This is a genomic window from Massilia frigida (assembly GCF_011682175.1).
GTDB classification, from domain to species: domain Bacteria; phylum Pseudomonadota; class Gammaproteobacteria; order Burkholderiales; family Burkholderiaceae_D; genus Telluria_A; species Telluria_A frigida.
Map to the genome: position 1 here is coordinate 66,948 of NZ_WHJG01000010.1, position 12,680 is coordinate 79,627.

Genomic DNA, 12,680 nt, shown 5'->3' on the forward strand with positions numbered 1-12,680 from the left:
ATGTCCTTCTGGAGCGGGCTGTCGGCGGAGTCGCGCGAAACATTCTGGCGCTCGCTGCAGGCGCTGACCGCCACCCGCATCGTCATCTCGCTGGTGCTGCTGGCCTACCTGGCCTTCGACCAGAAAGACGTGGCCAGCGCCGGCCCGCATCTGTATGCCGACACCTGCATCGCTTACCTGGTGCTGGCCGGCGCCTTCGTGCTGGCCAGCGTGTACGTGCGCAAGCATTTCCTGATGCAGGTGGTGCTGCAGATCGCGGTCGACATCGGCGTCATTTCGGTGCTGTACATGGCCGCCGCCGCCAGCCGCGGCAGCCTGGTGATCCTGTACCTGTTTCCGCTGGCCGGGGCCGCGATCCTGGCACCGCGCCTGCTGGCCCTGTTTTCGGCCGCGCTGGTCACCCTGTTCCTGCTGATCGATTCCCTGTACCAGGTCTTCCTGGGCGCGGCCGGCATGCCGCTCACCCAGGCCGGGCTGTACGGCGCCGCCTTCTTCGCCATCGTGATGGTGGTCAGCCGCCTCGCCGCCAGGCTGATCCGGCAGGAAGAACTGGCCACGCGCCACGGCGCCGACCTGAAAATCCAGCAGGCGATCAACCAGATCGTCATCGCCGATGTCGACGATGGCATCCTCGTGGTCGACCGCGACGGCCACATCTTCGCCGGCAACCCGGCCGCCCAGCACATGCTGGGGCTGGCCAACGGCGACAGCGGCTTTGCCCTGTCCGAGGTGGCCGCGCTGGAACCGGTCGCGTTCGCGTTTTCGGAGTGGCAGCAACAGGTCGGGCCGGCCAGCGCCGCCGGCGTGGCGCGCGCCGCCTTCGTCACCGTCAAGCCCTACCGCGACAGCGGCGGCGGCGAGGCCGGCATGGCCGCCTGGAGCGGACGACGCGACCTAGCGGCCCACCTCAAGCTGCGCTTTGCGCGGGTCGACACGGTCGACGAGGCGTCCGAGCGCTGCGTGATTTTCTTGCAGGATGTGACCGCCATCGAAAACCAGGCCCAGGAACTGAAACTGGCATCGATGGGACGCCTGACGGCCAGCATCGCGCACGAGGTGCGCAATCCGCTCTCGGCGATCGGCCACGCCACCGCCCTGCTGGCGGAAGACTTGCACGCGCCGGGCCAGGCGCGCCTGCTCAAGATCGTCGGCGACAATGTGGCGCGGGTGAACCGCATGGTCGAAGACATACTGCAATTGTCGCGCAAGGTCCAGCCGAATGGCGATCCGTTGTTGCTCGGCCCGTTTTTGAATGAGCTGAAAACCGAATTTGACGAAACCCAGGGTGTCGCCGATGATATAGTGTGGTTGGGCAACACTGGAGCCGCGCCGGTGCGTTTCGACGTGCTGCACCTGCGCGAAGTGCTGATCAACCTGCTGACCAATGCGCTGCGCTACGCCAGCGGCGGGGCGGGCAGTATCCGCGTCTACGTGGTGACCGATTCGGCCGGCGGCATGGAGCTGCACGTGCAGGATGACGGTCCGGGCATCACGCCCGAGGTGCGGGCCCACCTGTTCGAGCCGTTCTATACGACCTCGAGCAAGGGCACCGGGCTGGGGCTGTACCTGGCGCGCGAGCTGTGCCTGAACAACGCGGCGATGCTCGATTACGAATATCGCTTCGATGCCAGCGGCTTCGGCGTGCGCGCGGCCAGTGGCCGCTTTGTGATTTCATTCGCGCAGCCGCTGGGGGCGCGCGGTGTTACTAGTAACAGAAAGGCAACAACATGACATCACCCCGCGTACTGGTCGTCGATGACGAGGCGGATTTACGCGAACTGCTGGAAATCACGCTGGTCAGGATGGGGCTCGATGTGGACAGCGCCGAAACGCTGCGCGAGGCGCGCGCCTTCCTGGCGCAGAACGATTACGGTCTCATTCTCACCGACATGCGCCTGCCCGACGGCCTGGGCCTGGAACTGGTGCAGGAAGTGAACGCGTCCAACAAGTCGACCCCGATCGCGGTGGTGACCGCCTACGGCAGCGCCGAAAACGCGGTGGTGGCCTTGAAGGCGGGCGCCTTCGATTACGTCTCCAAGCCGGTGGTGCTGGACGATTTGCGCGTGATGGTGCAGTCGGCCCTGCGCCTGTCGGCCCCGGCCACGCACAGCGGCAGAGCGGCGGCGGCCGGCACGGCGTCGCGCCTGATCGGCGAATCGGCCGTGATGCAATCGCTGCGCAACCAGATCGAACGGCTGGCGCGCTCGATGGCGCCGATTGCGATCACGGGCGAGTCGGGCAGCGGCAAGGAACTGGTGGCGCGCGAAATCCACGCCCGCAGTTCGCGTGCGGGCAAGCCCTTCATTGCCGTGAATTGCGGCGCGATTCCCGAAGCGCTGATGGAAGCCGAGTTTTTCGGCTACCGCAAGGGCGCGTTTACCGGCGCGGCCGACGAGCGCGACGGGTTTTTCCACGCGGCCAACGGCGGCACCCTGATGCTCGATGAAGTGGCCGATTTGCCGCTGGCGATGCAGGTCAAGCTGCTGCGCGCGATCCAGGAACGGCGCGTGCGCAAGATCGGCGCCACCAGCGAAGAGCCGGTCGACGTGCGCATCATCAGCGCCACGCACCAGAACCTAGCGCAGTGCGTCGAAACCGGCAAGTTCCGCCAGGATCTGTTTTCCCGCTTGAACGTGATCGAGTTGAGCGTGCCGCCGCTGCGCGAGCGGCTCGACGACCTGGGCGTGCTGGTCCATGGCATGCTGGCGCGCCTGGCCGGAGCGGGGCAGCAGGCCGCCCTTGGGCCGCAGGTGCTGGAAACCTTGAGCACGTATTCGTTCCCGGGCAATGTGCGCGAACTGGAGAACGTGCTGGAACGGGCGCTGGCGTTCGCCAACGATGGCGTGATCGAAGTGGGCGACCTGTCGCTCAAGGGCGCGCGCGTGGCCGAGCGGCCGGCGCCGGTGGCCGAGGCGGTGGCGGCGCCGCTGCAGGCGGGCGCGCCGCAGGTGGCTGCGCCGATGAGCGTGAGCGGGCCGGCGGAGTTGCCCAGCAACTTGCCCGATTATCTGGAGCAGGTCGAGCGCGAGATCATTCTGCGCGCGCTGACCCAGACCCAGTTCAACCGCACCCAGGCGGCCCTGTTGCTGGGGATCAGCTTCCGCCAGCTGCGCTATCAGATGCAAAAGCTCGATATCCAGGAGCCGGAAGGGTAGGGTGCGGCTGCCAGCACCTGGGGCCGATGGCGCGTCCGCGCAGAAATAACTTGGGCCCCCGCCTCTCCAGGAATTGGCCTCCGTCATTCCTGCCACTGGCAGAAATGACTTCCCGCGGAGGGCTAGGCGCCCCCACGGCAATCCAATTTTGTTCCGTAGCCGTCGGCTGAGCGCCGGACGTGGATTCCCGCCTGCGCGGGAATGACGGAGCGTAAGTTATCGGTATGAAGGTCTGGACTGGCCCGGTTCCACGGAATTGGAGGAGTTTCTTAGAAACCGGAGGCTGCGCGCACGCGACGAGATAGCCGGGCGGCGTCCTTCCAGGCCCATTCCAGCGCCCACTCCCGCCACGGTTTATAATGCTGCCCCGCGACGCAGAAATGGCAGGCGCGCGCGCTGGCGGCTGCTTCAAAAAATGGCATCCGTTAGTATGTGCTAACCGGGCAGTCCTTCATGCGGCCTGAGTCAAAAAAGTCAAGCGACGCACAGGAAAATATTGCTACTTAATTCTATTGCCACTCCCCGGGTGAGGCACTACAATTAGTCCCACATTTGATGAATCGACTAGATATAGTGGTTTTTGAAGCGCTACCACCGATAACTCAGCATCCATAACGCAGCACGGCAAGCCCAGTTTTTTAGCGCAATCCACCCACCATCGCCTCACGGCGCCGGCCTCGACAATCCAGGCTGGCGGGGTAGTTTTTTGTTTTTATATTTGTTGGGGACGGTTGAATGACGCCGTCCACTTGATAACAACCGGCGGCAGACCAAAGCCCGCCGCTCCAGGAGGTCCAATGCAAACATCCCAAGATTCTTCGATTAACCAATTGCACATCACACCTGGAGCGGCTGGCCAGCCAGCGTCCACCAGCGCCGCCGCCGTCGCCGCCCGCGGCGACTATCGCATCATCCGCCGCAACGGCGCTGTCGTCGCGTTTGAACCATCGAAGATCTCGATCGCCGTCACCAAGGCCTTTTTGGCCATCAACGGTGGCCAGAGCGCCGGCTCCGCGCGCGTGCGCGAACTGGTCGAGCAACTGACCGAGAACGTCGTGTCGGCCCTGATCCGGCGCCAGCCATCGGGCGGCACTTTCCACATCGAAGACGTGCAGGACCAGGTTGAACTGTCGCTGATGCGTTCGGGCGAGCACGACGTGGCGCGTGCCTACGTGCTGTACCGCGCCAAGCACATGGAAGAGCGCCGCCTGCAGAAGGAAGCGCTGGGCGGTTCGGCCGAGGTGGCCGCGCCCCAGATCCACGTCACTGAGAACGGCCAGCGCCGCCTGCTCGACATGAACCAGGTGCGCGACCTGATCGCCGCCGCCTGCGTCGGCCTGGAAAAACACGTCGACGCCGATGCCATCCTGGCTGAAACGGTGAAGAACCTGTACGACGGCGTGCCGGTCGAAGAGTTGCACAAGTCCGCCATCCTGGCTGCGCGCGCGCTGATGGAAAAGGACCCGGCTTACTCGCAGGTGACCGCCCGCATCCTGCTGCACACCATCCGCAAGGAAGTGTTCTGCGAAGAAGTCCCGCAAGCAAAGGCGGCGGCACACTATATAGAGTACTTCCCGAAATACATCGCCAAGGGCATCGAGAACGAGTTGCTGGACCCGGTCCTGGCCACCTTCGACCTGGCCAAGCTGGCGAAAGCCCTGGTTGCCGACCGTGACTTGCAGTTCGGCTACATTGGCCTGCAAACCCTGTACGACCGCTACTTCCTGCACGTGCGCGATGTGCGCATCGAAATGCCGCAGGCGTTCTACATGCGCGTGGCCATGGGCCTGTCGCTGCGCGAAGAAAACCGCGAAGCGCGCGCCGTCGAGTTCTACAACCTGCTGTCCTCGTTCGACTTCATGAGCTCGACCCCGACCCTGTTCAACGCCGGCACCCTGCGCTCGCAGCTCTCGTCGTGCTACCTGACCACCGTCTCGGACGACCTGGAAGGCATCTACGACGCCATCAAGGAAAACGCGCTGCTGGCCAAGTTCGCCGGCGGCCTGGGCAACGACTGGACGCCGGTGCGCGCCCTGGGCGCCCACATCAAGGGAACCAACGGCAAGTCGCAAGGCGTGGTGCCGTTCCTGAAAGTGGTCAACGACACCGCCGTGGCGGTCAACCAGGGCGGCAAGCGCAAGGGCGCGGTGTGCGCCTACCTGGAAACCTGGCACATGGACGTGGAAGAATTCCTCGACCTGCGCAAGAACACCGGCGACGACCGCCGCCGCACCCACGACATGAACACGGCCAACTGGATTCCCGACCTGTTCATGAAGCGCGTGATGGAAAAGGGCGACTGGACCCTGTTCTCGCCATCGGAAACGCCGGACCTGCACGACAAGGTCGGCAAGGCCTTCGAACTGGCCTACACCGGTTACGAAGCCAAGGCTGCCGCCGGCGAGATCCGCGTGTTCAAGAAGATCGCCGCGCTCGACCTGTGGCGCAAGATGCTGTCGATGCTGTTCGAAACCGGCCACCCATGGATCACCTTCAAGGATCCATGCAATATCCGTTCGCCACAGCAACACGTGGGCGTGGTCCACAGCTCGAACCTGTGCACCGAGATCACCCTCAACACCAACGAGTCGGAAATTGCTGTTTGCAACCTGGGTTCCGTGAACTTGCCGGCGCACATGAAAGAAGGCAAGCTCGATCCGGTCAAGCTGCAGAAAACCGTGCGCACCGCGATGCGCATGCTCGACAACGTCATCGATATCAATTACTACGCCGTCGAAAAAGCACGTAACTCGAACATGCGCCACCGTCCGGTGGGAATGGGTATCATGGGCTTCCAGGATTGCCTGCACATGATGCGCGTACCGTATTCGTCGAACCAGGCGGTGGAATTTGCCGACCGTTCGATGGAAGCGGTGTGCTACTACGCCTACCTGGCCTCGACCGAGCTGGCCGAAGAGCGCGGCCGCTACGAGTCGTACGCCGGCTCGCTGTGGGAGCGCGGCATCCTGCCGCAGGATTCGATCAAGCTGCTGGCCGAGGAACGCGGCGGCTACCTGGAAGTGGACATGTCGTCGGCCATGGACTGGACCGTGGTGCGCGAGCGCATCAAGCAGTTCGGCATGCGCAACTCGAACTGCGTGGCGATCGCCCCGACCGCGACGATCTCGAACATCATCGGCGTGTCGGCCTGCATCGAACCGACCTTCCAGAACCTGTATGTGAAGTCGAACCTGTCCGGCGAATTTACCGAGATCAATTCTTACCTGGTGCGCGACCTCAAGGCGCGCGACCTGTGGGATGAAGTCATGATCGCCGACCTGAAATACTTCGACGGTTCGCTGGCCAAGATCGACCGCATCCCGCAAGACTTGCGTGACATTTACGCAACGGCGTTCGAAGTCTCGCCGAGCTGGCTGGTGGAAGCGGCGTCGCGCCGCCAGAAGTGGATCGACCAGGCCCAGTCGCTGAACATCTACATGGCTGGCGCCTCGGGCAAGAAGCTCGATGAAACCTACAAGCTGGCCTGGCTGCGCGGCTTGAAGACCACCTATTACCTGCGCACCATCGCGGCGACCCACATGGAGAAGTCGACCTCCAAGACCGGCGCGCTGAACGCGGTGGCGGTCGATGGCGGCATGTCGGCCCACGCAATGGGTGCGGCGGCCGACACGGCGGCGGCAGCGGCGGCAAGCGCGGCGGCGACGGCAGCGGCGGCGGCCGAGGAAGACGGCGCGGCGTGCTACCTGCGTCCGGGCGACGATGGCTTCGAGGAATGCGAAGCCTGCCAGTAAGCGCTGGCAAAGAGGCGACAGCGCCACGGCGCTTCGCGCAAGACCGAATTGAAGACTGACGAAAAGAGGAATCACCATGTTGTCCTGGGACGATGAAACAGCCAGCGCGCCAGCCGCGCGCCCCGTGGCGCCAAGCGCCGCCGTAGCGGGTGCCGTAGCGGGTGCCGTAGCGGGTGCCGTAGCGGGTGCCGTAGCGGGTACCGTAGCGGGTGCCGTAGCGGGTACCGAACCCGCAGCGGATGCCGTAGCGGTCGCCAAGCGCGTGCACGCCGACGACAAACGCATCATCAACGGCAAGACCGATGTCAACCAGCTGGTCCCGTTCAAGTACAAATGGGCGTGGGACAAATACCTGGCCGGTTGCGCGAATCACTGGATGCCGCAAGAGGTCAACATGCAGCGCGACATCGAGTTGTGGAAAAATCCCAACGGTTTGACCGACGACGAGCGCCGTCTGGTGAAGCGCAACCTGGGCTTCTTCGTGACCGCCGATTCGCTGGCCGCCAACAACATCGTGCTGGGCACCTACCGCCACATCACGGCGCCCGAGTGCCGCCAGTACCTGCTGCGCCAGGCGTTCGAGGAAGCGATCCACACCCACGCCTACCAGTACATCGTGGAGTCGCTCGGCCTGGACGAAGCCGAGATTTTCAACGCCTACAACGAAGTCAAGTCGATCCGCGACAAGGATGAGTTCCTGATTCCGTTCATTAACACCCTGACCGATCCGGCGTTCACCACCGGCACCGTGGAAAACGACCAGAAGCTGTTGAAATCGCTGATCGTGTTCGCCTGCCTGATGGAAGGCTTGTTCTTCTATGTGGGCTTTACCCAGATCCTGGCGCTGGGCCGCCAGAACAAGATGATGGGTGCGGCAGAGCAATATCAGTACATCCTGCGCGACGAATCGATGCACTGCAACTTCGGCATCGACTTGATCAACACGATCAAGATGGAAAACCCGCTGCTGTGGACCCCGGCGTTCCGCGAAGAGATCAAGGCGCTGTTCCTGCAAGCGGTCGACCTGGAGTATGCGTACGCCGAAGACACCATGCCGCGCGGCGTGCTGGGCCTGAACGCGACCATGTTCAAGGGTTACCTGCGCTTCATCGCCAACCGCCGCGCCCAGCAGATTGGCCTGGACGCGCTGTTCGCGCACGAGGAAAACCCCTTCCCGTGGATGAGCGAGATGATCGACCTGAAGAAGGAACGCAACTTCTTCGAGACGCGCGTGACCGAGTACCAGACCGGCGGCGCGCTGAACTGGGAATAAGCATCGCTGCGCTGCGGGATCACCCTGCCGTGCGTTCTTCTGAAAGCTCCCTGTGGGAGCTTTCTTCATTTTGGGAGCCGCGCACGCCCGTGTCTCAGGACTTGCCGGGCTTGTACACGCCGCACGCCAAGTACACATCGTCGACCCGCTCGACGTAGGTACTCTTCGCTTCCAGCGCGCCGCTTTTGGCGTTGGGCCATTTGTACTCGACCCAGCCCTTGCCCTCCTTGGCGGCCACCTCGCGGAAGCGGCGCGTGAAATACACGCCGTCGACGTCGCGCAGGTCGCCCAGTTCCTTGCCAACGAGTTTGGTATTGGCGCCGTGCGCCCTCACCGGCCCTGGCGCGACGGGCGCGATGAACAGGTAGAGGTCCTTGCTTTCAAACAGGCCGGTCTTGCCGTTGATCTCGGCGGCGGTCTTTTCCATGCCGTTCGTCTTGTAGTAGGTGATCGCCTTTTTCACCAGGGCCACCGCTTCCTCGCTGGTGCCGCGTTCGGCAGCTCCCGCCGCCGCCATCAGCGATGCCATGCCGAGGATGGTGAGCCACTTGACTAATCTGTTTATCGATCGTCTCCTGTTTTGTTGTGGTCGCCGCGCGGCGCCTGAAGCGATGCTATGCCGGCGCCGGACCTGGCACAAGAGCGCACGCGACAAGGAGCGCAGCGGCGCGCCAAACTGTTTACTTCAAGCGAGCGCGCGAGCGCGCAGCGCCATTCACGTGCGCGCTTGCGCCAATACGTCTCGCAGCAGCAACGAACAGCGCGCGATGCGCGCGTCGTGCGCATCTGCCGCATTCGACGCCGCGCATGTCGCTGCGCGCAGCGCGCAGCGCGCGCCGCCTGCCGCCGGCGCTGCCGGCGCGCGCTTGGCGGCGCCGCATAGCGCCTTTAGGTACGGCATGTCTGCGTTGCTCGTGGGCGCGCGCCCGCAGTGCCCGGGCCGCATCGACCGCACGCGCGGCGACGCGCTGCGCGCATTGGCGCGCCGCCGCGCGCAACGATCGCGTGCCGATGCGCGCGCCACGCGAAAAAAAAAGTCAAACAAATGCAGTGTGCCAGTTGCGCACTGACAAGGTTTTCGTGTACTTTACGTGATTGAATTTGTCAAAACGTGAACGCGAAGATGCAAGCCGCGCGCGACGACAAAATCATCGATCAAAATGGGACGCTGATTCAACAGATATGTGCTTAAACTTCTGCAAAAGACAAAGCCGCACTGCCTGATCCAGTTCAGGCATGGCGGCTTTTTCTTTTACGGTTGTGGGCTTTTGGATGTGGACAGCGAACCATGAACACCGTATCCGTCGTCTCTGTTTTCAGAAACGACTATAGCTGAAGCGCTGCAAACTTGAGGAGTTGCAGCAGTTCAGCTGGTGCCGAATTCATTAGCATAAACACGATCACGTTTGTGCCGATGAATAATTCGCCTGACCTCCAGTTACGGGTCGGACGGGTTTTAAATCTTGTAGCGTGATTTTTTCCCATCGCAGATGAAGGAGAACCCAAATGGCAACAGCCGCTAAGAAACCCGCAGTAAAGAAACCAGTCGCGAAAGCCGCTGCCGAGAAACCAGTGAAGAAAGTCGCCGCGAAAGCAGCCGCAGCCAAGCCAGCCACGAAAGCCGCAGCGAAACCTGCAGCCAAGCCGGCAGCGAAGAAGGCCGCAGCGAAAACCGCAGCCAAGCCAGCAGCAAAGCCAGCAGCGAAAAAAGCCGCAGCCAAGCCAGCAGCGAAGCCAGTAGCGAAAAAAGCCGCAGCGAAAACCGCCGCCAAGCCAGCAGCCAAGTCGGCAGCGAAGTCGGCAGCCAAGCCGGTAGCGAAAAAAGCAGCAGCCAAGCCGGCCGCCAAGCCAGTCGCTAAAAAAGCAGCAGCCAAGCCAGTCGCCAAAAAAGCGGCAGCCAAGCCAGCAGCCAAACCAGCAGCCAAGGCAAAAGCCGCGGCCAAGCCGGTAGCGAAGAAGGCAGCAGCGAAGCCAGCAGCGAAAAAAGCCGCAGCGAAGTCGTCGGCCAAGCCAGCAGCCAAGTCGGCAGCGAAGCCAGCAGCCAAGCCGGTAGCGAAAAAAGCCGCCGCCAAACCGGCCGCCAAGCCTGTCGCCAAAAAAGCAGCAGCGAAGCCAGCAGCCAGCAAAGCCGCAGCCAAGCCAGCCGCCAAAAAAGCAGCAGCGACGTCGACCGCCAAAAAACCAGCAGTAACTAAAGCAGCAGCAAAGCCAGCAGCGAAAGCAGCAGCAAAGCCAGCAGCAAAAAAGGTGGCGGCTAAGCCAGCAGCAAAAAAGCCGGTTAAGGCTGCGGCGAAGCCAGCAGCCAAGCCAGCAGCGGCGCCAGCGGCAGCTCCTGTCGCTGCGGTAGCCAAGCCGGTTGTAAAGAAGGCGGGACCGCCGAAGAAGGCAGCTGCGCCGAAAGCCGACGCGGCATCGAAGCCAGCCACTCCTGCACCAGCAGTAGCGGCAGCACCGGCGCCAGCGCCAGCGGCGAAAACTGTGTTGGCTCCAGCAGCAGCATGGCCTTTCCCGACCAGCAGCCGTCCGTAACAGGCAGTTGGGCCTGGATCAGGCAAAATGCCGCTGTGTGACTTGATTCACACAGCGGTTTTTTTTTAAGGAGAGCATGTGCACAGTATTGTTCAGTTGATCGTCGACACCATCTCCTCCATTCTCGGTGGAGTCTTGTTGCTGCGGTTTTGGATGCAGGCGATTCGCGTGCGCCCGCCGTCGCAGATCGGGCAATTTATCTATGCCCTGTCGGACTGGATGGTGCTGCCGATGCGGCGCATCATTCCCGGCGTGGGTGGCTACGACTGGGCCAGCCTGGTCGGCGCCTTTCTGGTGGTGGCGCTGGCGACGTCCGTGATCCTGTTCTTTGGCGCCTCGTTCGAGATGGTGGCCATCCTGGCGCTGTACAACTTCCTGACCTGGATCCTGTACGGCTTCATCGGCTTGCTGTTCATCGAAGTCATCCTGAGCTGGGTCAACCCGCAGGCGCCGATGGCGCCCTTCGTGCAGGCCCTCAATGCCCCCTTGCTGCGTCCGCTGCGCAAAGTGGTGCCGCCGATTGGCGGAATCGATCTGTCGGTGATGGTGGCGATGATCCTGCTCAAGATCGTGCACATCTTGGTGCAGATGCTGTTCGGCCTGCGATGAGCCGGGCCTGGTGTTCGGCGCTGCCGGGCGCATTGCGGCTGGCGCTGCAGATCACCCCGAATGCCAAGAAGACCGAGGTGATCGGCGTGCTCGACGACGCCCTCAAGCTCAAGCTGCAAGCGCAGCCGATCGAAGGCAAGGCCAACGAGGCCTTGATCAAATATTTATCGGGAGAACTGGGCGTACCGAAAAGTGCGCTCACGATCACGCACGGGCTGACCAGCAAGCGCAAGCTGGTCGAAGTGGCGTCGGCGACCCTGACGCCGGAGCGGGTCGCGCAAATACTATTGAAGTAAGGCCACTGGTTTCCCAACCGGGGTCTGACCTCTGATTAGAAAGATTACTAATCAGGTTTCCCAACCGGGGTCTGACCTCTGATTAGAAAGATTACTAATCAGAGGTCAGACCCCGGTTTGGCAACTTAGAAGCGGTAACCGAACTCGGCTTCGAACTTGTCGGCGATCTGGGCGGCCGTGACGACGTGGTTTTGCCCACCCTGGTGCGCGATCTTGATCGCGCCCATCAGGCTCGCCAGGCGGCCTGTGGTTGGCCAGTCGAGGTCGTTCGTGATGCCGAACAGCAGCCCGGCGCGGTAGGCGTCGCCGCAGCCGGTCGGGTCGACTACCGCCGCCGCTTGCACGCAGGGAATCTCGTGGCGCTTGCCGCCGGTGTAAATCTCGGAACCCTTCTCGCCGCGCGTGACGATCAGCGCTTCCAGGCGGCCGGCGATGTCGGCCAGGGTCAGGCCGGTACGGTCCATCAGCATCTCGAACTCGTAGTCATTGGCGGCCACATAGGTCGCCTGGTTGATGAATTCGATCAATTCGTCGCCGCTGAACATCGGCAATTGCTGGCCCGGGTCGAACATGAACGGCACGTTCAGCGCCGCGCAGTCGCGCGCGTGCTTGATCATCCCGCCACGCCCGTCCGGCGCGATGATGGCCACGCGCAGCGCGCCCTGGTCGCCGACATTGTTTTCATGCGCGAATTCCATCGCGCCCGGGTGGAAGGCATTGATCTGGTTGTTGTCGAGGTCGGCCGTGACGAAGCATTGCGCGGTGTACGAGTGGGTGATCTTGCGGATCGCGCGCGTTTCGATGCCGAGCTTTTCGAAGCGTTCCAGGTATTCGCCGCCATCCTGGCCAATCGCGGCCATGATCAGCGGCTCGCCGCCCAGCATCTTGAGGTTGTAGGCGATGTTGGCCGAGCAGCCGCCATATTCGGTGCGCAAGGTCGGTACCAGGAAGGAGACGTTGACCTTGTGCAGTTGGTCGGCCAGCAGCGTTTCGCCGAAACGGCCGTTGTATTGCATGATCTTGTCGAATGCGAGCGATCCGCAGATCAGCGTGGTCTTGGTCATGA

The 12,680-nt window shown here is 62.7% G+C and carries 11 protein-coding genes; 6 read left to right on the plus strand and 5 right to left on the minus strand.

The window, feature by feature from the left end:
* The 4 genes from F2P44_RS12220 (at position 1) to F2P44_RS12235 (ending at position 8,180) form a co-directional block, all read left to right on the plus strand.
* Positions 1-1,731 (plus strand): sensor histidine kinase, encoded by a 1,731-nt coding sequence (locus F2P44_RS12220; RefSeq protein ID WP_167086973.1) that lies wholly within the window; start codon positions 1-3, stop codon positions 1,729-1,731.
* Positions 1,728-3,155 carry a sigma-54-dependent transcriptional regulator gene (locus tag F2P44_RS12225; protein ID WP_167086974.1) on the plus strand — a complete coding sequence of 476 codons (1,428 nt, stop codon included), beginning with the start codon at positions 1,728-1,730 and terminating at the stop codon, positions 3,153-3,155. Before F2P44_RS12220 ends, F2P44_RS12225 begins: the two co-directional genes overlap by 4 nt.
* Positions 3,156-3,952: 797 nt before the next feature.
* Entirely contained in the window at positions 3,953-6,907 is a 2,955-nt protein-coding gene (locus F2P44_RS12230; RefSeq protein WP_167086975.1) for a ribonucleoside-diphosphate reductase subunit alpha, read from the plus strand.
* Positions 6,908-6,983: 76 nt separating this feature from the next.
* The gene (locus F2P44_RS12235) at positions 6,984-8,180 is read left to right on the plus strand and encodes a ribonucleotide-diphosphate reductase subunit beta (protein ID WP_167086976.1); all 1,197 of its coding nucleotides are present in this window, start codon (positions 6,984-6,986) and stop codon (positions 8,178-8,180) included.
* 94 nt (positions 8,181-8,274) lie between these two features.
* On the opposite strand, the gene F2P44_RS12240 is transcribed toward F2P44_RS12235, so the two are convergent.
* The 4 genes from F2P44_RS12240 to F2P44_RS12255 form a co-directional block, all read right to left on the minus strand.
* Positions 8,275-8,709, minus strand: coding sequence for a cache domain-containing protein (locus F2P44_RS12240; protein ID WP_167086977.1), 435 nt, complete (start codon positions 8,707-8,709; stop codon positions 8,275-8,277).
* A 186-nt stretch (positions 8,710-8,895) separates the two neighbouring features.
* Positions 8,896-9,081: a hypothetical protein gene (locus F2P44_RS12245; RefSeq protein ID WP_167086978.1), complete on the minus strand. Its 186-nt coding sequence runs from the start codon at positions 9,079-9,081 to the stop codon at positions 8,896-8,898.
* 499 nt (positions 9,082-9,580) lie between these two features.
* Entirely contained in the window at positions 9,581-10,486 is a 906-nt protein-coding gene (locus tag F2P44_RS12250; protein ID WP_167086979.1) for a hypothetical protein, read from the minus strand.
* A complete protein-coding gene (locus F2P44_RS12255) occupies positions 10,459-10,680 on the minus strand; it encodes a hypothetical protein (RefSeq protein WP_167086980.1) in 222 nt (73 codons plus the stop codon). The genes F2P44_RS12250 and F2P44_RS12255 overlap by 28 nt, the downstream gene beginning before the upstream one ends.
* 107 nt (positions 10,681-10,787) lie before the next feature.
* Here F2P44_RS12255 and F2P44_RS12260 point away from each other — a divergent pair, with 107 nt between their 5' ends.
* On the plus strand, positions 10,788-11,318 hold the full coding sequence (locus tag F2P44_RS12260) for a YggT family protein (protein ID WP_167086981.1): 531 nt from the start codon (positions 10,788-10,790) through the stop codon (positions 11,316-11,318).
* Positions 11,315-11,614 carry a DUF167 domain-containing protein gene (locus tag F2P44_RS12265; protein ID WP_167086982.1) on the plus strand — a complete coding sequence of 100 codons (300 nt, stop codon included), beginning with the start codon at positions 11,315-11,317 and terminating at the stop codon, positions 11,612-11,614. Before F2P44_RS12260 ends, F2P44_RS12265 begins: the two co-directional genes overlap by 4 nt.
* 125 nt (positions 11,615-11,739) lie before the next feature.
* Here the strand turns inward: F2P44_RS12265 and F2P44_RS12270 are convergent, their stop codons facing one another.
* Complete coding sequence (locus F2P44_RS12270; RefSeq protein WP_167086983.1) at positions 11,740-12,678, minus strand: carbohydrate kinase family protein; 939 nt, start codon at positions 12,676-12,678, stop codon at positions 11,740-11,742.
* Positions 12,679-12,680 lie beyond the last annotated feature (2 nt).